The organism is Mesorhizobium sp. M0816, assembly GCF_040320005.1.
Classification (GTDB): Bacteria; Pseudomonadota; Alphaproteobacteria; order Rhizobiales; family Rhizobiaceae; genus Mesorhizobium.
The window spans coordinates 223945-246888 of the sequence record NZ_JAMYOT010000004.1 but is presented as its reverse complement, the minus strand read 5'-3'; the positions used below and the strand labels follow the sequence as shown (position 1 = coordinate 246888).

Annotated in this window: 17 protein-coding genes; 2 read left to right on the top strand and 15 right to left on the bottom strand. The window is 61.4% G+C overall.

Annotated elements, in window-relative coordinates; genetic code table 11:
* Positions 1-86: 86 nt before the first annotated feature.
* The 5 genes from rpsJ to rpsL all read right to left on the bottom strand — a co-directional run bounded on the left by rpsJ (position 87) and on the right by rpsL (position 4750).
* Positions 87-395, bottom strand: coding sequence for a 30S ribosomal protein S10 (gene rpsJ, locus NKI17_RS07960; RefSeq protein WP_006205468.1), 309 nt, complete (start codon positions 393-395; stop codon positions 87-89).
* 63 nt (positions 396-458) lie between these two features.
* Positions 459-1634: an elongation factor Tu gene (tuf, locus tag NKI17_RS07955; protein WP_254817137.1), complete on the bottom strand. Its 1176-nt coding sequence runs from the start codon at positions 1632-1634 to the stop codon at positions 459-461.
* A gap of 67 nt (positions 1635-1701) precedes the next feature.
* Positions 1702-3792, bottom strand: a complete 2091-nt coding sequence (gene fusA / locus NKI17_RS07950; RefSeq protein WP_023680448.1) for an elongation factor G — start codon at positions 3790-3792, stop codon at positions 1702-1704.
* A gap of 30 nt (positions 3793-3822) precedes the next feature.
* Positions 3823-4293 carry a 30S ribosomal protein S7 gene (gene rpsG / locus NKI17_RS07945; RefSeq protein WP_008875664.1) on the bottom strand — a complete coding sequence of 157 codons (471 nt, stop codon included), beginning with the start codon at positions 4291-4293 and terminating at the stop codon, positions 3823-3825.
* A gap of 85 nt (positions 4294-4378) precedes the next feature.
* Complete coding sequence (gene rpsL / locus NKI17_RS07940) at positions 4379-4750, bottom strand: 30S ribosomal protein S12 (protein WP_006333356.1); 372 nt, start codon at positions 4748-4750, stop codon at positions 4379-4381.
* 462 nt (positions 4751-5212) lie between these two features.
* On the opposite strand from rpsL, the gene NKI17_RS07935 reads away from it, so the two are divergent.
* Positions 5213-5494, top strand: a complete 282-nt coding sequence (locus tag NKI17_RS07935) for a transcriptional regulator (RefSeq protein WP_352905633.1) — start codon at positions 5213-5215, stop codon at positions 5492-5494.
* Between the two features lie 123 nt (positions 5495-5617).
* Positions 5618-6547 (top strand): Gfo/Idh/MocA family protein, encoded by a 930-nt coding sequence (locus NKI17_RS07930; RefSeq protein ID WP_352905632.1) that lies wholly within the window; start codon positions 5618-5620, stop codon positions 6545-6547.
* Between the two features lie 49 nt (positions 6548-6596).
* Here the strand turns inward: NKI17_RS07930 and NKI17_RS07925 are convergent, their stop codons facing one another.
* The 10 genes from NKI17_RS07925 to NKI17_RS07880 all read right to left on the bottom strand — a co-directional run bounded on the left by NKI17_RS07925 (position 6597) and on the right by NKI17_RS07880 (position 22791).
* On the bottom strand, positions 6597-7262 hold the full coding sequence (locus NKI17_RS07925; protein WP_352905631.1) for an O-methyltransferase: 666 nt from the start codon (positions 7260-7262) through the stop codon (positions 6597-6599).
* Between the two features lie 84 nt (positions 7263-7346).
* On the bottom strand, positions 7347-11543 hold the full coding sequence (rpoC, locus tag NKI17_RS07920) for a DNA-directed RNA polymerase subunit beta' (RefSeq protein WP_352893139.1): 4197 nt from the start codon (positions 11541-11543) through the stop codon (positions 7347-7349).
* Positions 11544-11674: 131 nt separating this feature from the next.
* Positions 11675-15811, bottom strand: coding sequence for a DNA-directed RNA polymerase subunit beta (rpoB, locus tag NKI17_RS07915; protein WP_023680443.1), 4137 nt, complete (start codon positions 15809-15811; stop codon positions 11675-11677).
* 286 nt (positions 15812-16097) lie between these two features.
* The gene (gene rplL, locus NKI17_RS07910; RefSeq protein WP_023680442.1) at positions 16098-16475 is read right to left on the bottom strand and encodes a 50S ribosomal protein L7/L12; all 378 of its coding nucleotides are present in this window, start codon (positions 16473-16475) and stop codon (positions 16098-16100) included.
* Between the two features lie 54 nt (positions 16476-16529).
* Positions 16530-17048 (bottom strand): 50S ribosomal protein L10, encoded by a 519-nt coding sequence (gene rplJ / locus NKI17_RS07905; protein WP_008875657.1) that lies wholly within the window; start codon positions 17046-17048, stop codon positions 16530-16532.
* 393 nt (positions 17049-17441) lie between these two features.
* Positions 17442-18140 (bottom strand): 50S ribosomal protein L1, encoded by a 699-nt coding sequence (gene rplA, locus NKI17_RS07900; RefSeq protein WP_023680441.1) that lies wholly within the window; start codon positions 18138-18140, stop codon positions 17442-17444.
* A gap of 4 nt (positions 18141-18144) precedes the next feature.
* Positions 18145-18573 (bottom strand): 50S ribosomal protein L11, encoded by a 429-nt coding sequence (rplK, locus tag NKI17_RS07895; protein WP_023680440.1) that lies wholly within the window; start codon positions 18571-18573, stop codon positions 18145-18147.
* Positions 18574-18733: 160 nt separating this feature from the next.
* The gene (gene nusG, locus NKI17_RS07890; RefSeq protein WP_006333333.1) at positions 18734-19261 is read right to left on the bottom strand and encodes a transcription termination/antitermination protein NusG; all 528 of its coding nucleotides are present in this window, start codon (positions 19259-19261) and stop codon (positions 18734-18736) included.
* Between the two features lie 27 nt (positions 19262-19288).
* On the bottom strand, positions 19289-19492 hold the full coding sequence (gene secE / locus NKI17_RS07885) for a preprotein translocase subunit SecE (RefSeq protein ID WP_023680439.1): 204 nt from the start codon (positions 19490-19492) through the stop codon (positions 19289-19291).
* A gap of 539 nt (positions 19493-20031) precedes the next feature.
* The gene (locus NKI17_RS07880) at positions 20032-22791 is read right to left on the bottom strand and encodes an AAA family ATPase (protein WP_352905629.1); all 2760 of its coding nucleotides are present in this window, start codon (positions 22789-22791) and stop codon (positions 20032-20034) included.
* Positions 22792-22944: the final 153 nt, after the last annotated feature.

Here is a 22944-nt window from a genome sequence, read left to right as displayed (position 1 = left end):
CCTTTAGAGTTCCCTGTCGGGGCTGTCGCCCCTCCACGCCTCTTGTTCCTTCAGAGTTGCGGGTCGCCCCGCTGACCTCTGGTTCCTTAGAGCTTGATCTCGACGTCGACACCGGCGGCCAGGTCGAGCTTCATCAAAGCATCGACCGTCTGCGGGGTCGGGTCGACGATGTCGAGCAGACGCTTGTGCGTGCGCATCTCGAACTGCTCGCGGCTCTTCTTGTCGACGTGAGGCGACCGGTTGACCGTGAACTTTTCGATCCGCGTCGGCAGCGGAATGGGGCCGCGGACGTTGGCGCCGGTGCGCTTGGCGGTCGACACGATTTCCCGTGTCGAGGCGTCGAGCACCCGGTGATCAAACGCCTTCAGGCGGATGCGGATATTCTGTCCGTTCATGCGTCACTTCCTTGTTCTGGCGCGGCGCGGGCAGCGCCCGCGACAGATCGGTTTAAGTCCAAATTACTCTTTGATGGTGACGACGATGCCGGCACCGACGGTGCGGCCGCCTTCACGGATGGCGAAGCGCAGCTTCTCTTCCATGGCGATCGGCACGATCAGCTCGACATCGACGGTGATGTTGTCGCCCGGCATCACCATCTCGGTGCCTTCCGGCAGCGACACGATGCCGGTCACGTCCGTCGTGCGGAAATAGAACTGCGGACGGTAGTTGGTGAAGAACGGCGTATGGCGGCCGCCCTCGTCCTTGGTCAGGATGTAGGCTTCGGCAACGAACTTCTTGTGCGGCTTGACGGTGCCGGGCTTGGCCAGGACCTGGCCGCGCTCGACGCCTTCACGGTCGACACCGCGCAACAGCGCGCCGATGTTGTCGCCGGCCTGGCCCTGGTCGAGCAGCTTGCGGAACATCTCGACGCCCGTGCAGGTCGTCTTGGTGGTCGGACGGATGCCGACGATCTCCAGCTCCTCGCCGACCTTGACGACGCCGCGCTCGACGCGGCCGGTCACAACCGTGCCACGGCCCGAGATCGAGAACACGTCCTCGATCGGCATCAGGAACGGCTTGTCGAGCGGACGCACCGGCGTCGGAATGTAGGCATCGACCGCAGCCATCAATTCGCGGATGGCGTCCTCGCCGATCTTCTTGTCGCTGTCTTCAAGTGCGGCAAGCGCCGAACCCTTGACGATCGGAATGTCGTCGCCGGGGAACTCGTTCTTGGTCAAAAGCTCACGCACCTCGAGCTCGACCAGCTCGAGCAGCTCGGCGTCGTCGACCTGGTCGACCTTGTTCAAGAACACCACGATCGAGGGCACGCCGACCTGGCGGGCGAGCAGGATGTGCTCGCGGGTCTGCGGCATCGGGCCGTCGGCGGCCGACACCACCAGGATCGCGCCGTCCATCTGCGCAGCACCGGTGATCATGTTTTTCACATAGTCGGCGTGGCCGGGGCAGTCGACATGGGCATAGTGGCGGTTGGCGGTCTCGTATTCGACGTGCGCCGTCGAAATGGTGATGCCGCGGGCCTTCTCTTCGGGCGCCGCGTCGATCTGGTCGTAGCGCTTGTATTCGCCAAAATACTTGGTGATCGCCGCCGTCAGCGACGTCTTGCCATGATCGACGTGACCAATCGTGCCAATGTTCACATGAGGCTTAGTGCGCTCGAATTTACCTTTTGCCATGTGATCTCTCCATTCCTGCCAGCCCGTGCGGGCCTTGAATTAAGTTACTGATGCAACTCGTTTCGAGTTACGCGTATTTCTTCTGGACTTCCTGGGCGACCGCGGTCGGGACCGGCTCGTAGTGGTCGAACTGCATCGTGTAGGCCGCGCGGCCCTGGCTCATCGAGCGAAGGTTGTCCACGTATTTGAACATGTTGGCGAGCGGCACCATCGCGTTGATGACCACAGCCACGCCACGGGCTTCCTGGCCCTGGATCTGGCCGCGACGGCCGTTCAGGTCGCCGATAACGCTGCCGACGTAATCTTCCGGCGTCACCACCTCGACCTTCATGATCGGCTCGAGCAACTGCACGCCAAGCTTGGGCGCTGCTTCACGGAAGCAGGCGCGGCCGGCGATTTCGAAGGCCAGAACCGACGAGTCCACGTCGTGGTAGGCGCCATCGATCAGCGTCGCCTTGACGCCGATCATCGGGAAGCCGGCGAACGGGCCCGAGGTCATGACGCTGTTGATGCCCTTTTCGACACCGGGGATGTATTCCTTCGGCACAGCGCCGCCGACGATCTTGGTTTCGAACTCGAATTCGCTGCTTTCCGGATTCGGCTCGAACAGTATCTTGACGCGGGCGAACTGGCCGGTACCGCCGGTCTGCTTCTTGTGCGTGTAGTCCTGCTCGTGCTTGCGGGTGATCGTCTCGCGGTAGGCCACCTGCGGCGCGCCGACATTGGCCTCGACCTTGAACTCGCGGCGCATGCGGTCGACGATGATGTCGAGGTGAAGCTCGCCCATGCCGGAAATGATCGTCTGGCCCGATTCCTCGTCGGTCTTGACGCGGAAGGACGGATCCTCGGCGGCCAGGCGGTGAAGGGCGAGACCCATCTTTTCCTGGTCGTTCTTGGTCTTCGGCTCGATGGCGATCTGGATGACCGGATCGGGGAATTCCATGCGCTCGAGGATGACCGGATGCAGCGGATCACTGAGCGTGTCGCCGGTGGTGGTGTCCTTGAGACCAGCGAGGGCGACGATGTCGCCGGCAAACGCCTCTTCGACGTCGGCGCGCGAATTCGCATGCATCTGCAACATGCGGCCGATGCGCTCTTTCTTGCCCTTCACGGTGTTGTCGACCGAGATGCCCTTGGTGAGCTTGCCCGAATAGATGCGGGCAAAGGTGAGCGAACCGACGAACGGGTCGTTCATGATCTTGAAGGCGAGCATCGACAGCGGCTCGTTGTCGTCGGCATGACGCTCGATCTCGGCGTCGGTCTTGGCGTCGACGCCCTTGATGGCCGGGACATCGGCCGGCGACGGCAGATATTCGACGACGGCGTCGAGCAGCGGCTGCACGCCCTTGTTCTTGAAGGCCGAGCCGCAGAACATCGGATAGAACTTCACCGCGATCGTGCCCTTGCGGATGAGCGCACGGATCTCGTCGTTGCTCGGCATCTTGCCTTCGAGGTAATTCTCGAGCGCCGTTTCGTCCATTTCGACGGCGGCCTCGATCATCTTCTCGCGGTACTCTTCGGCACGAGCCTTGAGGTCGGCAGGGATCTCGACGATGTCCCAGGCAGCGCCCAGCGTCTCGTCGCGCCAGACCAGCGCGTTCATCTCGACGAGGTCGACGACACCCTTGAACTCCGTCTCGGCGCCGATCGGCAGCTGCATGACGACGGCATGCGCACCGAGGCGCGATCCGATCATCTCGACCGAGCGGTAGAAGTCGGCGCCGATCTTGTCCATCTTGTTGCAGAAGATCATGCGCGGCACGCGGTACTTGTCAGCCTGACGCCAGACGGTTTCCGTCTGCGGCTCGACCCCGGCATTGGCGTCGAGCAGCGCGATGGCGCCGTCAAGCACGCGCAGCGAGCGCTCGACTTCAATGGTGAAGTCGACGTGGCCAGGGGTGTCGATGATGTTGAAGCGGTGCATCTTGCCGTCGCGACCCTTCCAGAAGGTCGTGGTCGCGGCGGACGTGATGGTAATGCCGCGCTCCTGCTCCTGCTCCATCCAATCCATGGTGGCAGCGCCGTCGTGGACTTCCCCGATCTTGTGCGACTTGCCCGTGTAATAGAGGACGCGCTCGGTGGTCGTCGTCTTGCCGGCGTCGATATGCGCCATGATACCGAAATTGCGGTAGTCTTCGATTTTATATTCGCGGGCCATGGGAGGTGCCTCTTCAGTCTCGTTCGCGCTTTACCAGCGGTAGTGCGCGAAAGCGCGGTTGGCTTCTGCCATCTTGTGGGTGTCTTCACGCTTCTTGACGGCGGTGCCGCGGTTGTTGGCCGCATCCATCAGCTCGCCGGAGAGGCGGTCGACCATAGTGGTCTCGTTGCGGTTGCGGGCGGCGGCGATCAGCCAGCGGATGGCCAATGCCTGACGGCGCTCGGGGCGCACGTCGACCGGAACCTGGTAGGTGGCGCCGCCGACGCGGCGCGAACGCACTTCCACATGCGGCGCGACATTGTCGAGCGCCTGATGGAAGACGGTGACCGGCTCCTGCTTGGTCTTGGACTGAACCTGGTCGAGCGCGCCGTAGACGATGGTCTCGGCAACCGACTTCTTGCCGTCATACATGACGGCGTTCATGAACTTGGTGACGATCAGATCGCCGAACTTCGGGTCCGGATTGATCTCACGCTTTTCTGCACTGTGACGACGGGACATTTTTTCTCTGCCTCAATTCTACGCGGTGGCCTGGATCCCGGATCGTCGCTTGACGCCGCCCGGAACGACCTTGGCTACGCTTCGGTCACTTCGGACGCTTGGCGCCGTATTTCGAACGGCGCTGCTTGCGGTTCTTCACGCCTTGCGTGTCGAGCACGCCGCGGATGATGTGGTAACGGACGCCCGGAAGATCCTTGACGCGACCGCCGCGGATCATCACCACCGAGTGCTCCTGAAGGTTGTGGCCTTCGCCGGGGATGTAACCGATCACTTCAAAACCATTGGTCAGGCGGATCTTGGCCACCTTGCGCAGCGCCGAGTTCGGCTTCTTCGGCGTCGTGGTGTAGACGCGCGTGCAGACGCCCCGCTTCTGCGGGTTCTGCTGCATGGCCGGGACCTTGTTGCGCTTCACCGGCGCAATGCGCGGCTTGCGGATCAGCTGGTTGACGGTAGGCATTAAACCCTCTTGTCTCTCAATTCCGTATCTCGCCCGGTCAGGGCCGCTCAAAGCGTCACTTCCATACGCAAATTCGGGCCACAAACCGCGCCTCGCGGTCTTGCCCGAACAAATGGCAGAGGAAGCGGAAGCCGCTTCATGCACGCCGGAAATGTCTTTTCGCTCGTAAAACGAACCCTGTTTGAAGCAAACTCCAAAGCGTGTCGCTTCGGAAGCAAGAGCCTCACATCGGTTCTGACTGGGCGGCTTCTACTCGTATGGCCACTGTCCGTCAACCCCGGAGCGGCAAATATTGCGCTGAACCCGAGGCGTGGCAGCCATGCGAAAAGCGCATGTAATTTTCTTGCGCCGTTTTTCAAGAGGAAGGCAGAAAGTGACCGGCTGGCCGCTGTTTCCAGGCCGTGCTTCGTGCGAAAAGGCGGCATGAGCAGCCCAAACCCCCTCGCCCGGAGGTACGAACCCGTGAATGACAATGAGGAGCGCCCGGTCACCATTATTACCGGCCGGGTGTGGAAGCGCAAAGGCGGCAAGGCGGAAGGCGTGCATGTGATGCTGGTCGCACCGGACGACGATTCGGCGGTGCGCCGCGCTCTCGAATCACTTGCCGCGGAAGGTTATGCCGAGGCCGAGCTCGATCAGATCGGCGACCTGGACGGCGTGCCCGACGAGGAGCCGCATCTGTCCGCCTATCAGGGCGCGCTCGAAGGCGAAGTGTCGATCGTGACGTTCGATGTGCCGATCTGAAGAGATCTGAATCGCGGTCGATCTCACGGGCCGGCGACAAAGCCCGGCGACTTGCCCGACACAAGTTCTCTGCTAAGAAGCGACCTCTGGTAAAACCAAGCACACTCAACCTGCGGAGCTCCCATGTCCTCTAATCCCATCAAGCTCGGCATCGTCGGCGTGGGAAAGATCGTCCGCGACCAGCACCTGCCGGCGCTGGCGAAGGACCAGGATTATCGCCTGGTTGCTGCAGCCAGCCGGCATGGCAAAGTGGAGGACATCCCGAACTTCCCGACGATCGAGGCGATGCTCGACTCGGTGCCGGAGCTCGAGGCGGTGTCGCTGTGCATGCCGCCGCAGTTTCGCTATGACGCAGCGCGCACGGCGCTGGTGGCGAAAAAGCATGTCTTCCTGGAAAAGCCGCCCGGCGCCACGGTCAGCGAGGTCGAAGACCTGAAGGCGCTGGCGACAGCGAACGGCGTCTGCCTGTTCGCCAGCTGGCACTCGCGCTATGCGCCAGCTGTCGAAGCTGCGCGCGCATTCCTTGGATCGACAACGATCAGGTCGGCCGCCATCAATTGGAAAGAAGACGTGCGCCGCTGGCATCCGAATCAGGAATGGATCTGGGCTCCCGGCGGCTTTGGCGTGTTCGATCCCGGCATCAACGCGCTGTCGATCGCTACCCACATCCTGCCGCCGATGTTCATCAGCTCGGCAGAACTCGATTTCCCCGAAAACCGCGCGGCCCCGATCGCCGCCCATATTGCCTTCCGCACTTCGAACGGTCTGCCGGTGACGATGGAACTCGACTGGCGTCAGACCGGCCCGCAAAGCTGGGACATTCTGGCCGATACCGAGGCTGGATCGATGGTGCTTTCTGGCGGCGGCTCAAAGCTCGCCATCGATGGCCGCGTCGTTCACGAGGAGCCGGAAGCCGAATATCCGATGCTCTACAAACGCTTTGCCGAGATCGTGCGCGCCGGCACCTCCGACGTCGATCTCGCGCCCCTGCAGCACGTCGCCGACGCCTTCATGCTGGGCAAGCGCAATGTGGTGGAAGCTTTTTTCGATTGACGAGTAGGCGCCGGCCGGATCGCAGGTCTGGTCGGCGCACCGCACAAAATCAATTGACGATCGCTATTGCAAAGCCGTCATAGCCCTTGGCGCCAACAGTCTGGATCGCGGTGCCTTCCAGACGCTTGTCGCTGCCAGTGAACGAGAACGCCGCGCGTGCCCCTTCGACATTGGCGTCGCGACCATCTTCATTCACCACCGCGCCGTCACGGATGACATTGTCGCAGACGATGACGGTCCCCGGCCTCGAAAGACGCATGGCCCAGGACAGATAGTGCGGGTTGTTCGGCTTGTCGGCGTCGATGAAGATAAAGTCGAACGGCCCGGCATTCTCGGCGCCTAAGGCCGCAAGCGATTGAAGCGCCGGTCCGACCCGCAGTTCCACACGGTCAGACACCCCTGCCCGTTCAAAGTTCGACCGCGCGACACTGGCGTGGTGCGGATCAAGCTCGAGCGTTACGACCTTGCCGTCCATCGGCAATGCTCGCGCCATCCAGATTGTCGAATAGCCGCCCAATGTGCCGATTTCGAGTACCTTCTTTGCTCCCTGCATTCGCGCAAGAAGTGACAGCAGCTTGCCTTGTGCCGGGGAAACGTCGATAGGCGGCAGGCCCTGATCATGGTTGGCCGCCAGAACGGCATCAAGAGCGGGATCCGCCTCGAAAAGAGCTTCGACAATGTAGTCGTCGACAGAAGCCCAAATCTTCCTGCTCATCGTTTCCTCTCCGATCCGATTGAGGAACCAAAATGCGAAAAGGGGCCACTTAGGCCCCTTTTCTGTCTTCCCTTGCTTGCGCCCTTACTGCGCCGCGTTAACCATGTCGGTCAGCATCGGCTCGGCGACCTCGACGCCGGACGCCTTGCGGCGCTCGTCGATGATCAACTCGTCGCGCGAGGTGGCGATGCGCCGGATCTGGCTCATCGTACCGCCGGTACCGGCCGGGATCAGCCGGCCGACGATGACGTTTTCCTTCAGGCCCTGCAGCATGTCGGTCTTGCCGGCAACCGCAGCTTCGGTCAGCACCCTCGTCGTCTCCTGGAAGGAGGCGGCCGAGATGAAGGACGGCGTCTGCAGCGAGGCCTTGGTGATGCCGAGCAGCACCGGCTGGCCTTCGGCCGGCTTCTTGCCTTCCTCGACCAGGCGCTCATTGACCTCTTCCAGTTCGATCACGTCGACGTGGTCGCCCGGAATGTAGGTCGAATCGCCCTGCGTGGTGATCTCGACCTTCTGCAGCATCTGGCGAACGATCACCTCGATATGCTTGTCGTTGATCGACACGCCCTGCAGTCGGTAGACCTCCTGGATTTCGTTGACGAGGTAGGAGGCAAGCGCCTCCACGCCCTTGATCGCCAGGATGTCGTGCGGCGCCGGATTACCGTCGAGGATGTAGTCGCCCTTCTCGATGACGTCGCCGTCCTGGAGATGGAACGGCTTGCCCTTCGGGATCAGGTATTCGACCGGCTCAAGCGTCGAGTCATGCGGCTCGATGATGATGCGGCGCTTGTTCTTGTAGTCGCGGCCGAAGCGGATCGTGCCATCGATCTCGGCGATGATGGCGTGATCCTTCGGACGGCGTGCCTCGAACAGTTCGGCCACACGCGGCAGACCGCCGGTGATGTCCTTGGTCTTGGCGCTTTCCATCGGGATACGCGCCAGCACGTCGCCGGGGCGAACCTGTGCACCCGGCTCGACCGAAAGAATGGCCTCGACCGAGAGCAGGAAGCGGGCGTCGCCGCCCTTCGACAGCTTGCCGACCTTGCCCTTGGCATCCTGGACGACGATCGCCGGCTTGAGGTCGTTGCCGCGTGGCGTCGAACGCCAGTCGATGACCTCGCGCTTGGTGATGCCGGTCGATTCGTCGGCGGTTTCCTGAACGGAAATGCCATCGACCAGATCCTCGAACGCTACCCTGCCCTCGATTTCGGTGAGGACCGGGCGGGTATAGGGATCCCACTCGGCAATGCGTTGGCCGCGCTTCACCTTGTCGCCATCGTCGACGAAGATACGCGAACCGTAGGTGACGCGGTGCGTGGCGCGTTCCTTGCCGGCCTCGTCGAGGATCAGCACCGCCATGTTGCGGCCCATGACCATCAGCTGGCCGTCGGAGTTGCGCACCACGTTGCGGTTGCGGATCTCGACCTTTCCCTCATAGGAGGCTTCAAGGAACGAGGAATCCACCACCTGCGCCGTGCCGCCCATGTGGAAGGTACGCATGGTGAGCTGGGTGCCCGGCTCGCCGATCGACTGCGCCGCGATGACGCCGACAGCCTCGCCCTGGTTGACGGGCGTGCCGCGGGCCAGATCGCGTCCGTAGCAGACCGCGCAGACACCGACCCTGACCTCGCAGGTCAGCGCCGAACGGATGCGAACCGACTGCACGCCGGCCTTTTCGATCAGTTCCACGTCACGCTCGTCCATCAGCGTTCCGGCCTTGACCAGAACCTCGCCGGTGACCGGGTGGGTGATGTCGTCGAGCGAGGTGCGGCCGAGAACGCGCTGGCCAACCGAGGCGACGACCTGACCGGCATCGACGATCGGCTGCATGGTGAGGCCCTTGTCGGTGCCGCAGTCGAGCGAGTTGACGATGCAGTCCTGCGCCACGTCGACAAGACGACGCGTCAGGTAACCCGAGTTCGCCGTCTTCAAGGCGGTGTCGGCCAGACCCTTGCGGGCGCCGTGGGTCGAGTTGAAGTACTCGAGCACGGTGAGGCCTTCCTTGAAGTTCGAGATGATCGGCGTCTCGATGATTTCACCGCTAGGCTTGGCCATCAGGCCGCGCATGCCGGCGAGCTGGCGCATCTGGGTGGGCGAGCCGCGCGCACCGGAGTGCGACATCATATAGATCGAGTTCATCGGCTTCTGACGGCCGTTGTCCTCGAACTCGACCGCCTTGATGCGGGCCATCATTTCGTCGGCGACCTTTTCCGAGCACTTGGCCCAGGCGTCGACGACCTTGTTGTACTTCTCGCCCTGGGTGATCAGACCGTCATTGTACTGCTGCTCGTACTCCTTGGCCAAAGCCTCGGTGTCGGAGACCAGCTTGATCTTGGCGTCCGGGATCAGCATGTCGTCCTTGCCGAACGAAATGCCGGCACGGCAGGCGTGGCTGAAGCCGAGAGCCATGATGCGATCGCAGAAAATGACCGTCTCCTTCTGACCGCAATGGCGATAGACGGTGTCGATCATCTTGGAGATGTTCTTCTTGGTCATCTCCTGGTTGGCGGTCTCGTAGGGCACGTTGTGGTTCTTCGGCAGCAGCTCGCCGATGATCATGCGGCCAGGCGTGGTGTCGTAGATCTTCGACACGACCTTGCCGTCGGCGTCGACCGTGCGGAAGCGCCCCTTGATCTTGGCATGCAGCGTCACCGCCTTGGTCTCGAGCGCGTGCTGGAGTTCGCCCATGTCGGCAAACACCATGCCCTCGCCCGGCTCGTTCTGATTGACGATCGAGAGATAGTAGAGACCGAGAACCATGTCCTGCGACGGCACGATGATCGGCGCACCGGAAGCCGGGTGCAGGATGTTGTTGGTCGACATCATCAGCACGCGGGCTTCGAGCTGCGCTTCCAGCGACAGCGGCACGTGGACCGCCATCTGGTCGCCGTCGAAATCGGCGTTGAAGGCCGTGCAGACCAGCGGGTGAAGCTGGATCGCCTTGCCTTCGATCAGGATCGGCTCGAACGCCTGGATACCGAGGCGGTGCAGCGTCGGTGCGCGGTTCAAAAGCACCGGATGCTCGCGGATGACCTCGTCGAGGATATCCCAGACCTCCGGACGCTCCTTCTCGACCAGCTTCTTCGCCTGCTTGACGGTCGAGGAGTAGCCCTTGGCGTCGAGACGGGCGTAGATGAAGGGCTTGAACAGTTCGAGCGCCATCTTCTTCGGCAGGCCGCACTGGTGGAGCTTGAGCTCCGGACCGGTGACGATGACCGAGCGGCCGGAATAGTCGACGCGCTTGCCGAGCAGGTTCTGGCGGAACCGGCCCTGCTTGCCCTTCAGCATGTCGGACAGCGACTTCAGCGGACGCTTGTTGGCGCCGGTGATGACGCGGCCGCGGCGGCCGTTGTCGAACAGCGCATCGACGGCTTCCTGCAGCATGCGCTTTTCATTGCGCACGATGATGCCGGGCGCGCGCAGCTCGATCAGCCGCTTCAAGCGGTTGTTGCGGTTGATGACGCGGCGATAGAGGTCGTTCAGATCCGACGTGGCGAAACGGCCGCCGTCCAGCGGGACAAGCGGGCGCAGATCCGGCGGGATCACCGGAACCACCTTCATGATCATCCATTCCGGACGGTTGCCGGATTCCATGAAGTTCTCGACGACCTTGAGCCGCTTCAGGTACTTTTTCTGCTTGAGCTCGGAGGTGGTCGAAGCCAGCTCAGAACGCAGGTCGCCGGCGATCTTCTCGAGGTCCATGCCGGCCAGAAGGTCGTGGATCGCCTCGGCGCCGATCATGGCGGTGAACGAATCCTCGCCATACTCGTCGACGGCCATCATGTACTCTTCCTCGCTGAGCAGCTGGTGCTCCTTCAGCGCGGTGAGGCCGGGTTCGGTAACGATGTAGTTCTCGAAGTAGAGGACCCGCTCGATGTCCTTCAGCGTCATGTCGAGCAGCGTGCCGATGCGCGACGGCAGCGACTTCAGGAACCAGATGTGGGCGACCGGTGCCGCCAGCTCGATATGGCCCATGCGCTCGCGGCGGACGCGCGACAGCGTGACTTCGACGCCGCACTTCTCGCAGATGACGCCCTTGTATTTCATGCGCTTGTACTTGCCGCACAGGCACTCATAGTCCTTGATCGGGCCAAAAATGCGCGCGCAGAACAGGCCGTCACGCTCCGGCTTGAAGGTGCGGTAGTTGATGGTCTCCGGCTTCTTGATCTCGCCGAACGACCAGGACAGAATCTTCTCAGGGCTGGCAAGCGAGATCCGGATGGAATCGAACACCTGCGCAGGCGCCTGGGGATTGAAGAGATTCATGACCTCTTGGTTCATGCCGTTCTCCTTTTCGGGGTCCTCGAAAACCCCTTGCATCTAGCGCGGGCCAAACGCCCGCCGACTTGATCGGCCATCGGCCGAGAATTTGGTGCGTCCGGTCGCGGGAAGACCGCGGCCGGACGTCTTGCTTACTCGGCCGCGTCGGGCAGCCGGATCGGGTTGTCGTCGAGCTTGGTGTTCTCCAGCTCGACATTGAGGCCGAGAGACCGCATTTCCTTGACGAGAACATTGAAGCTCTCGGGGATGCCGGCCTCGAATGTGTCGTCGCCTCTGACGATCGCCTCGTAGACCTTGGTGCGGCCGGCGACGTCGTCCGACTTAACCGTGAGCATCTCCTGCAGCGTGTAGGCGGCGCCGTACGCTTCGAGCGCCCAGACCTCCATCTCGCCGAAGCGCTGGCCACCGAACTGCGCCTTGCCGCCCAGCGGCTGCTGGGTAACGAGCGAGTACGGACCGATCGAACGCGCGTGGATCTTGTCGTCCACAAGGTGGTGAAGCTTGAGCATATATATGTAGCCCATCGTCACTTTGCGATCGAACGGCTCGCCGGTGCGCCCGTCATAGAGCTGCGATTGACCGCTGGTGTGCAGGCCCGCCTGCTCCAGCATGATGTTGATGTCGGCCTCGTGCGCGCCGTCGAACACCGGTGTCGCGATGGAGACGCCGCGGCGCATCTGCTCGCTGAGGCGAACGATGCTCTCGTCGTCATATTCGCGGACCGGCTCGTTGCGGTCGTTGGAAGGCATGAAGCTCTCGAGCGTCTTGCGCAGCGGCTTGATGTCGCCCGCCGTCTTGTACGCGTCGATCAGATCGCCGATTTTCCTGCCCATTCCGGCGCAAGCCCAGCCCAGATGCGTTTCCAGGATCTGGCCGACATTCATGCGCGACGGCACACCCAGCGGGTTGAGCACGATATCGGCATGCGTGCCGTCCTCGAGGAAAGGCATGTCCTCGACCGGAACGATCCGCGACACGACACCCTTGTTGCCGTGCCGGCCGGCCATCTTGTCGCCGGGCTGCATCTTGCGCTTCACGGCCACGAAGACCTTGACCATCTTCATGACGCCCGGAGGCATCTCGTCGCCGCGCTGCACCTTCTCGACCTTGTCCATGAAGCGCTGCTCGAGCGCCTTCTTGGAATCGTCGTACTGGCCACGCAGGGCTTCCAGTTCGCTCTGGAGCTTTTCGTTCTCCACGGCAAACTGCCACCACTGCGAACGCGGATACTCGTCGAGCGTGTCCTTCGACAGCTTCGAGCCCTTCTTGAAGCCCTTCGGCCCGGCAATCGCTTCCTTGCCGACGAGAACGTCGGAAAGACGCGAATAGACGTTGCGGTCGAGGATCGCCTGCTCGTCGTCGCGGTCCTTGGCGAGGCGTTCGATCTCCTCGCGCTCGATCGCCATGGCGCGCTCGTCCTTCTCGACGCCGTGGCGGTTGAAGACACGCACTTCGACGACGGTGCCGAAGGTTCCCGGAGGCATGCGCATCGAGGTGTCGCGCACGTCCGAGGCCTTTTCACCGAAGATGGCGCGCAGCAGCTTTTCTTCCGGCGTCATCGGGCTTTCGCCCTTCGGCGTGATCTTGCCGACCAGGATGTCGCCCGGCTGCACTTCCGCACCGATGTAGACGATGCCGGCCTCATCGAGGTTCTTCAGCGCTTCTTCCGAGACGTTGGGAATGTCGCGCGTGATCTCCTCCGGCCCCAGCTTGGTGTCGCGGGCCATGACTTCGAACTCCTCGATGTGGATCGAGGTGAAGACGTCGTCGGCGACGATGCGCTCGGACAGGAGGATGGAATCCTCGTAGTTGTAGCCGTTCCACGGCATGAACGCGACCAGCACGTTACGGCCGAGGGCCAGATCGCCGAGCTCGGTCGACGGGCCGTCGGCGATGATGTCGCCCTTGTTGACCCGGTCGCCCATGCGCACCAGCGGACGCTGGTTGATGCAGGTGTTCTGGTTCGAACGCTGGAACTTCATCAGCCGGTAGATGTCGACGCCGGACTTGCCGGGATCGAGATCTTCCGTGGCGCGGATGACGATACGCGTCGCGTCCACCTGGTCGACGATGCCGCCGCGGCGGGCGCCGATGGCGGCGCCCGAGTCACGGGCGACGATCGGCTCCATGCCGGTGCCGACGAACGGCGCTTCGGCGCGCACCAGCGGCACGGCCTGACGCTGCATGTTCGAGCCCATCAGCGCACGGTTGGCGTCATCGTTCTCCAGGAACGGGATCAGGGCCGCGGCCACCGACACCATCTGCTTCGGCGACACGTCCATCAGATCGACGTTTTCGCGCGGCGCCATCATCACTTCGCCGGCGTTGCGGCAAATGACGAATTCGTCGACGAAATGACCATTCTTGTCGAGCTCGGCATTGGCCTGCGCGACGTGGTGCTTGGCCTCTTCCATAGCCGAGAGGTAAACGACCTCATTGGTCAGCTTGCCGTTGACGATCTTGCGGTACGGGCTCTCGATGAAGCCGTATTTGTTGACGCGCGCGAAGGTCGCAAGCGAGTTGATCAGGCCGATGTTCGGGCCTTCCGGCGTCTCGATCGGGCAGATGCGGCCGTAATGCGTCGGGTGCACGTCGCGCACTTCGAAACCGGCACGCTCGCGGGTCAGACCGCCCGGTCCAAGCGCCGAAAGACGGCGCTTGTGGGTGATCTCCGAAAGCGGGTTGGTCTGATCCATAAACTGCGACAGCTGCGAGGAACCGAAGAACTCGCGCACGGCGGCAGCCGCCGGCTTGGCGTTGATCAGGTCCTGCGGCATCACCGTGTCGATCTCGATCGAGGACATGCGTTCCTTGATCGCGCGCTCCATGCGCAGCAGGCCGACGCGGTACTGGTTCTCCATCAGCTCGCCGACCGAGCGCACACGGCGGTTGCCGAGATTGTCGATGTCGTCGATCTCGCCCTTGCCGTCGCGCAGTTCGACCAGCGTCTTGACCACGGCCAGGATGTCGTCCTTGCGCAGCACGCGCACGGTATCCTCGGCCTTGAGCTCGAGGCGCATGTTCATCTTGACGCGGCCAACGGCCGACAGATCATAGCGCTCGCTGTCGAAGAACAGCGAATTGAACATGGCTTCAGCGGTTTCCAGCGTCGGCGGCTCGCCGGGGCGCATGACGCGGTAGATGTCGAACAGCGCGTCCTGGCGGCTCTCGTTCTTGTCGACGTTGAGCGTGTTGCGGATGTAGGCGCCGACGTTGACGTGGTCGATGTCGAGGACCTTGATCTCATCGTCACCGGTGCCAAGCAGCACTTTCAGCGTCTTTTCGTCGATCTCGTCACCGGCTTCGAGGAAGATCTCGCCGGTCGCGTAGTTGACAATATCCTCGGCAAGGTAGTTGCCGAGCAGATCCTCATCGGTCGCCTTGATCGCCTTGAGACCCTTTTCACCAAGCGCCCTGGCCTGGCGGGCGGTGATCTTCTTGCCGGCCTCGACGACGACTTCGCCGGTGTCGGCGTCGACAAGGTCACCAACGGCCTTGAGGCCGCGGAAACGCTCGACGTTGAACGGGATGCGCCAATGGTCGCCGGCGCGCTTGTAGGTGATCTTGTTGTAGAAGGTCGACAGGATCTCTTCGCCGTCCATGCCGAGCGCCATCAGCAGCGACGTCACCGGAATCTTGCGGCGGCGATCGATGCGGGCATGCACGACGTCCTTGCTATCGAACTCGATGTCGAGCCACGAGCCGCGATAGGGAATGACGCGCGCGGCAAACAGAAGCTTGCCGGACGAGTGCGACTTGCCCTTGTCATGGTCGAAGAAGACGCCCGGCGAACGGTGCATCTGCGAGACGATGACGCGCTCGGTGCCGTTGACGATGAAGGTGCCGTTCAAGGTCATGAGCGGCATGTCGCCCATGTAGACGTCCTGCTCCTTGATGTCCTTGATCGACTTCGCGCCGGTATCCTCGTCGATATCGAACACGATGAGGCGCAGCGTCACCTTGAGCGGCGCCGCGTAGGTCAGGTCGCGCTGACGGCATTCGTCAACGTCGAATTTCGGTCCCTCGAACTCGTACTTCACGAATTCCAGCATCGAGGAGCCGGAAAAATCGGAAATCGGGAAGACCGACTTGAAAACTGCCTGCAGCCCCTCGTCAGGACGCCCGCCCTTGGGCTCCTCCACCATCAGGAACTGGTCATAGGATGCCTTCTGAACCTCGATCAGGTTCGGCATCTCCGCAACTTCCGGGATCTTTCCGAAAAACTTGCGTACGCGTCTGCGGCCATTGAAAGTCTGGGTCTGGGCCATCGTCGCTCCTTAGCTCAATTCTCGGGACGAGCCTCGCCGCGGCTCGCCTTGCATCTCGGGCCACCTCGGCGGCCCTGTCTTGTTGCCCGCCGCCTGTCGGCGGCTTCTTGTCTTTTCACCCACCACCAATTTGGCGGCGGGCCAGAAACGGGAGAAAACCCGTTTCCTGAAGGCCGGTTTGCGGCCCTCAGGAAAGAGGTTTTCGCACTCTCTTCGCGTTACGCAGCCTCCCTTCGACGCGAAAGGAGTGGCGGCCGGCGCGACCCCGTCCGCCGGTACTCAACGCTTACTTCAGTTCGACCTTGGCGCCGGCTGCTTCCAGCTGGGCCTTGAACTTGTCCGCGTCGGCCTTGGAAACGGCTTCCTTGACCGGCTTCGGAGCCGCCTCGACCAGGTCCTTGGCTTCCTTGAGGCCAAGACCGGTGATGGCGCGAACTTCCTTGATGACGTTGATCTTCTGAGCGCCTGCCTCGGTGAGGACGACGTCGAATTCCGTCTTTTCCTCGACCGGAGCAGCAGCGGCCGCAGCGCCGCCGGCAGCGGCAACCGCCACCGGAGCAGCGGCGGAAACGCCCCACTTTTCTTCAAGAAGCTTCGACAGCTCGGCCGCCTCGAGGACGGTCAGCTTCGAAAGGTCGTCTACGATCTTTGCCAGATCAGCCATTGCAATGTTCCTTCATAAGGTTCGAACGTGTGTTTGTGATAGCGAGGAACGGCCTCATGCCGCCTCGTCCTTCCGGGCGTAAGCGCCGATGACGCGCGCGACCGAAGCCGCAGGCGCATTGACGATCTGGGCGATCCGGGTTGCCGGCGTGGCGATCATGCCAACCAGCCTGGCGCGCAGCTCATCGAGCGACGGAAGTGTGGCGAGTGCCTTCACACCGTCGGCATTGAGCGAGGTGGTACCCATTGCGCCGCCGAGAATGACGAGCTTGTCATTTCCCTTGGCGAAATCGGACGCGACCTTCGGCGCCGCAATCGGATCCTCCGAATAGGCGATCAGCGTCTGTCCCTTGAACAGCTCGATGATCGATGCGGAGTCCGTGCCCTGAAGAGCGATTTTGGCGAGACGGTTCTTCGCGACTTTGACGGTGCCACCGGCGGCGCGCATTTTCGACCGAAGGTCGTTCATTTGCGCGACGGTGATACCGGCGTAGTGGGCCACGACGACTGAACCAGCGCTTGAAAACGCATCATTCAGGCCCGTGACGAGTTCGCGTTTTTCCGCTCTGTCCACTGCCTATCTCCAGTTGACCCCTGCCCTCTACGAAGGACAGGCGTCGGGTTGCCTTTTGCCGGCCGGGCCATCCAGTAACGGATCTCCCGAACGACGCTCGAGGATCCTGCCCCCTTTCGCCACACCTGCCGGCAAGCCGGACGGTGCGCAGACAAAAGGCAAACACGGTTCGAACCTTTCATTGGAGCTTGCGGCTCCTTTGTCCGGTCTTCACCCGTCTCATGCAGGCCCACATGAATTAAGGCCCACATCACCTAAGGCTTGGGGGCCGCCTGCAATCTCGGACAGGATGTCCGGAAGCCTTTCGACTTCCGGTACCGGGCCGCCGACAGGTCGGAGGCCCGGAATTCTTTCACGGATCAGCGTTTTAGCGGCCGATCCAATTGTTTCGTATCAGGACGCAGCGAGCGTCGAGACGTCGAGCTTGAGGCCCGGGCCCATCGTCGAGGTGACCGACACCTTCTTGACGTAGTTGCCCTTGGCACCAGCCGGCTTTGCCCTGGTCACCGCATCAGCGAAGGCGCGGACGTTTTCTTCCAGCGCCTTGACGTCGAACGAGACCTTGCCGACGCCGGCGTGAACGATGCCGGCCTTCTCGACGCGGAACTCGACGGCGCCGCCCTTCGATGCCTTGACGGCGGCGGTAACGTCGGTGGTGACGGTGCCGACCTTCGGGTTCGGCATCATGCCGCGCGGACCGAGCACCTTGCCGAGACGGCCGACCAGCGGCATCATGTCCGGCGTGGCGATGCAGCGGTCGAAGTCGATCGTGCCCTTCTGGACGATGTCGACCAGATCCTCGGCTCCGACGATGTCGGCGCCGGCGGCCTTGGCCTCCTCGGCCTTGTCGCCACGCGCGAAGACGGCGACGCGAACGCTGCGGCCGGTGCCGTTCGGCAGGTTGACCACTCCGCGGACCATCTGGTCGGCATGGCGCGGGTCGACGCCGAGGTTCATCGCGACTTCGATCGTCTCGTCGAACTTCACCGAGGAGCGATCCTTGAGCAGCTTCAGCGCCTCACCCAAAGCGTAAGCCTTGTTGGGATCGATGCCTTCGCGGGTCTTCGATACACGCTTTGCAATCTTTGCCATGATCTCAGCCCACCACTTCCAGACCCATCGAGCGGGCGGAGCCCTCGACCATGCGCATGGCCGCCTCGACGTCGTTTGCGTTCAGATCCTTCATCTTCTGCTCGGCGATGGCGCGCACCTTGTCGCGGCCGATCGTGCCGGCCTTGACCTTGCCCGGCTCCTTCGAGCCCGACTTCAGGTTCGCAGCCTTCTTCAGGAAGTAGCTCACCGGCGGCGTCTTCATGACGAAGGTGAACGACTTGTCCTGGTAGTAGGTGATGACGACCGGAACCGGCGAGCCCTTTTCCATTTCCTGGGTCTGCGCGTTGAACGCCTTGCAGAACTCCATGATATTGATGCCACGCTGACCAAGCGCCGGGCCGATCGGGGGCGACGGCGTGGCCGATCCCGCGGAAACCTGGAGCTTGAGCTGGCCTGCAATCTTCTTAGCCATCTCTCTTCCTGCCTTTTCTCATGCCGGTCTTGCCGGCGGTTGCAGTCTGGTGGTGCGGTCCGCGCGGCCGGCTAAAGCCGCATTCGCCTCCCACCCGTTTTTGGCCGCGCGATCTCCGCGCCGCCTTCCCTGCCGCCGAAACCGGTGCAGGGATTTCGGATCAGCCCTTCTCGACCTGTCCGAATTCCAGATCGACCGGCACGGCGCGCCCGAAGATCGAAACTTCCACCTTGAGCCGCGCCCGCTCTTCGTCCACTTCCTGGACGAAACCGTTGAACGACGCGAATGGTCCATCCGAAACGCGGATCGCTTCGCCGATCTCGAACGTCACCGACGGCTTCGGCCGCTCGACGCCTTCCTGAACCTGGTTCAGGATACGCTGGGCCTCGGCTTCGGTGATCGGCACCGGCTTGGAGTCGCCCAGGAAACCGGTGACCTTCGGCGTGTTCTTGACGAGCGAGAACACGGCATCGGTCAGATTGGCTTTCAGCAGCACATAGCCCGGAAAGAACTTGCGCTCGGCATCGACCTTGCGGCCGCGGCGGATCTCGACGACCTTCTCGGTCGGCACCACGATCTGCTCGATGTCGGCGGACAGGCCCTTCTGCTTGGCCTTGTTCTCAATGTCCTCGGCGACCTTCTTTTCAAAGTTCGAGTAGGCGTGGACGATGTACCACCGCGCGGTCATTTCAAGACTTCTCCGTAATCGCCGGACTTACTGTCCGAGGCCGAGGATTTTTTCGACCGCAAAGCCCATGGCCACGTCTGCGGTAAAGAAAAAGATCATCGCGATGACCGCGAACACAAGGACCATCACCGTCGAGATCATCGTTTCGCGCCGCGACGGCCAAGTGACCTTGGCGGTCTCCGCGCGAACCTGCTGGAGAAAGGTGAAGGGATTTGTGGTTTTCGAAGCCATATGCCGCTCTGTCTGCAAGACCCGTTGGCCGGGCCTCCTGGATGATCCCGCTGGCCGGGACGTGCCGCTTGAGCGTGCGTTCGCGCCGAATCAGCGCAATCATTTCGCCCATGCAAATCAGACGCGTAAAGCCGGCTTCCCAGCTCCACGCGTCGCGTGTCTGTCTCGTCTACATAAAACCGATTCTTGATCCACGCAAGTGGCAAGTGTCCGCTTTATGGCCAAACGCCGCCTCGGAACCATCCAGTCGTCCCGTCCCGGCTATGCGGCCCTTATGCCGCAACTTATGCCATATGGCAAGTCACAAGCCGATTTTCAAAGGCCGCACTGCAAAAGAATCGTTTTTAGGTATCCATTCGAAGAATGGCACGGGCAGCAGGGCTCGAACCTACGACCTGCGGTTTTGGAGACCGAATAGCCTTCTCACATCCCATTGTTTACATTGTCGTATTTGGCATTGTTCGGATTTGTGTGCAAGGATTTGTGTAACGAAAATCGCTCTTTCTCGTACATTTCCGCCGGGGTGCAGCCAACGCCGCCTATTGTCGCTCCTGCAGCGATTTATAGAAAACCTTTCCAGCTCCCGGGGTCGGTTCGAATTTGAAGCAGTCGCAGTATTGGTCGATCGCGTTCATCACACCGATCAACGCCGGGGCGGTGAAGCTCAGCGTCTGGCCCGTTCCCCAATGGCTCAGAAAATTGCCCACGATCGTTGCCATGTTGGTATTGAGGCCGGATTGCTGTGTCGGGTCCAACACAAGTGAGTTGGCAGCTTTGTGCAATTTTACGGCAGCATCGATCGCGTTCAGGAATTCGCTGGCGAGCTGCTTATTGTCGTTGAAAGCCACATCAACGGGAACCGGTATCCGTAGCTTGCTGATGAGTTCGCTGAGACGGTATTCCAGATATTGGCGAACGCCCTCCTTCGCGAAATCTGCTTGGCCCGCCTGAAGCATGGAAATCGTGTGATCGCGCACTTTGTTCACCGCTCCGGTCTGGGGAAGAACTGCGAACTGCGGCATGCCCTCTAGGCGTTGGTGCCACCAGATTCCTGACGTGGTGTGCTTGTTGAAAAGCTTTTCCAGCATCGTGTCATGGCTGAGGATGATGACCTGCAGGCCATTGGGGTTGCCGGGCCGGGCAAAGCTCTTGCGCAGCAGTTCAATGAGGAAGAGCTGGTGCCCTGCGTCGAAGCTTGAAGTCACGTCGTCGAGTACAAGGAATTTTGGCGTTCCCCCGTAAAGCGAAGCGGCTGCAAGATACAAGGCTATAGCGAAAGCATTGCGATAGCTTTCCGACAGTAGGGCTTGGGGCGATAGGTCGGTTAAGCCGTAGAAGTCTGCGAGGCGGATCTGCAGATCCTCACTGCTCGCTCGCTTTGAAACAGCAGGCGTGACGCCCAGAAACGACATTTCCCCGAAATTGGCTTTGAACACAGGTTCGACGGCGGACAAGCGCGCCTTGCTAATTGCAGTTTCCGCAGCCGCGAAATCGGAGGACGCCTTGTCAAGGAAGGTTTTAACGCGGGCCACGTTATCCGCATGCTTCTTCTCCGTATCAAAGCTCGCCCGTACCTCGTCAAGTTTGATGCAGCTCTCTTGAACCCGTCGCGCCGCCTCAACCTTTGTGGTGACTTCCACGGAGGACTGCGGCAATACCTTCTCCAGTTCGGTCTGTTCGTTGCCAAGCTCCTGATCCCGTCCTGCCGCACGGGAGCGCAGTTCCTTAAGCCATTCCCCCAGACTCTTGGCTTCTTCCGCAGTGATAAGCCCCTTCGTTGCCCGATCAGACGAGTTTGCGATCCTTCTTGCCTCGGCATCCTTTTCAAGCAGCTTTTCGAGCCCAGAGAGGTCCGCCCAACCGGCCTCATTCCATTCCAGCGCGACTGTCTGCGTGGCGGAGTCCAACGCCGTGAAGTCGGACAGCTTCATATTGACGTGACTCTGAAGATCGTGGGGAACCTCGCTATCGCACAGCGGGCAAATGCCCTTATTGGCCCATTCCTCCAACTGCAGCGCCTTTGCGCCCGCCTGAAAGAGCTGGAGAACGACGTCGCCTGCGGTCTTGGAGGAGGCATCCTCGCGGGCACTGGCGTATTCCGCGAGGCGTATGCTGCGATCGGCATCCGGCGCCTGCACGTTCAAAGCCAGCAGGTCCTGTCTCTCCCGGATACACTGCGCCAGCCGCTCGCGTTTGGGACCGCCCTCGGCTTCCTTCACGGCATTGATGCAAGCGTCCAGGTCAATTTCTCTGAACACCTTGCCGATGCATAACTCCTGCAACGGCCCTATCTGCTCCAACGCCTTCTGACACACTGCCAATGCGTCCGGCAGGGACATCTGGGCCCAATCTTGGCCGGTTAGAACGACGAAATCCCTACGAATTGCAGCGCTTGCATCTTTTAAGCCCTTTTCGGCGTGGGCCTGGTTCTGCGCCGTGGTCGCCGTGCCGAAGTGGTTGTTGAAAGCTTTAGTGTGAGCGAGCGCGGCTAAAGCTTGACGCATTCTGCTGTATTCCGAGAGGCCCAACAGCCCTGCAAACGTCCTGCCGCGAGCCTGGGGTTTGGCAGAGATAAAGTTCTGAAACGTAGGTCCGTCGAGAAGAATGAATTCCCGATCAAGGGTCTGTAGAATGGTGGTGCCATCCCAAGGCGGTGTTGCATTCACGGTGCGATTGCCGTGCTGGTCGCGGGTCACCACGACCTGGCACTGCTGGCCGGTCGTCGCCTCCACCAGCCTGAGCTTGATCGTGGCGGTCTTGGCGCCGTGGAAGCGATTAAGATAGTAGTCCCCGTCCCGATCGGTGGCAGGAAGCTCCTCGAGCCAAGGCAGGCGACCGGAAATCGCGAAACGGATGGCATCGTAGACGGAGGTCTTGCCGACACCGTTTACTGCGGAAACGCTATTGATCTTGTCCGGTTTAAACTTCAGTTCGAGAGGCTTTCCCTCGTTATTGATCCCGCGGAAGCCTTCGATACTCACACCTTCGAGGAACCATCCCGTAGCCGTTGACCCGCCAACAGCCGGTGCCGTGGTTCTTCCTACTGGCGTCGCGACCGGGACAACGGGCTGTGCCGCGACCGACAGCGGGCTGGGGTTTATAGAAGCTACAACGGCATCATTGAGAGCCGTCCAAATATCCCCCGACACATACGATTCCTCCCGCAACTTCGGAAAAGTTCCGGCGAGCACATTACTTAGTAGGTTGTCGCTTTGGGCCAGGTAAACCTGGAATGCATTCAGATTGGTTTCAATGTCACCATTCTGATCGAAGCCAAAACCCGTTACCGTCGCTGCCATCAAATCCCCCGCACCGACTAAGTCGACTGATTGTTCACGTCATTTAATAATAGGTTCCAGCCAGTTAAAATAAAATCACTTGTGCACAAAATAAATGCAATCCCCACCATACTTTAAAACCACTAAAGACCCTATTTTGCCCGCAATATGGCG

What these genes read in the sequence shown, in the direction of transcription:
- secE (WP_023680439.1), bottom strand. Translation starts at nt 19,492, where the DNA reads ATGGCTTCGAAAACCACAAATCCCTTCACCTTTCTCCAGCAGGTTCGC.
- rpoB (WP_023680443.1), bottom strand. Translation starts at nt 15,811, where the DNA reads ATGGCCCAGACCCAGACTTTCAATGGCCGCAGACGCGTACGCAAGTTT.
- rpsG (WP_008875664.1), bottom strand. Translation starts at nt 4,293, where the DNA reads ATGTCCCGTCGTCACAGTGCAGAAAAGCGTGAGATCAATCCGGACCCG.
- fusA (WP_023680448.1), bottom strand. Translation starts at nt 3,792, where the DNA reads ATGGCCCGCGAATATAAAATCGAAGACTACCGCAATTTCGGTATCATG.
- rpsJ (WP_006205468.1), bottom strand. Translation starts at nt 395, where the DNA reads ATGAACGGACAGAATATCCGCATCCGCCTGAAGGCGTTTGATCACCGG.
- rplA (WP_023680441.1), bottom strand. Translation starts at nt 18,140, where the DNA reads ATGGCAAAGATTGCAAAGCGTGTATCGAAGACCCGCGAAGGCATCGAT.
- rplL (WP_023680442.1), bottom strand. Translation starts at nt 16,475, where the DNA reads ATGGCTGATCTGGCAAAGATCGTAGACGACCTTTCGAAGCTGACCGTC.
- NKI17_RS07925 (WP_352905631.1), bottom strand. Translation starts at nt 7,262, where the DNA reads ATGAGCAGGAAGATTTGGGCTTCTGTCGACGACTACATTGTCGAAGCT.
- nusG (WP_006333333.1), bottom strand. Translation starts at nt 19,261, where the DNA reads ATGACCGCGCGGTGGTACATCGTCCACGCCTACTCGAACTTTGAAAAG.
- NKI17_RS07930 (WP_352905632.1), top strand. Translation starts at nt 5,618, where the DNA reads ATGTCCTCTAATCCCATCAAGCTCGGCATCGTCGGCGTGGGAAAGATC.
- rpsL (WP_006333356.1), bottom strand. Translation starts at nt 4,750, where the DNA reads ATGCCTACCGTCAACCAGCTGATCCGCAAGCCGCGCATTGCGCCGGTG.
- rplK (WP_023680440.1), bottom strand. Translation starts at nt 18,573, where the DNA reads ATGGCTAAGAAGATTGCAGGCCAGCTCAAGCTCCAGGTTTCCGCGGGA.
- tuf (WP_254817137.1), bottom strand. Translation starts at nt 1,634, where the DNA reads ATGGCAAAAGGTAAATTCGAGCGCACTAAGCCTCATGTGAACATTGGC.
- rpoC (WP_352893139.1), bottom strand. Translation starts at nt 11,543, where the DNA reads ATGAACCAAGAGGTCATGAATCTCTTCAATCCCCAGGCGCCTGCGCAG.
- NKI17_RS07880 (WP_352905629.1), bottom strand. Translation starts at nt 22,791, where the DNA reads ATGGCAGCGACGGTAACGGGTTTTGGCTTCGATCAGAATGGTGACATT.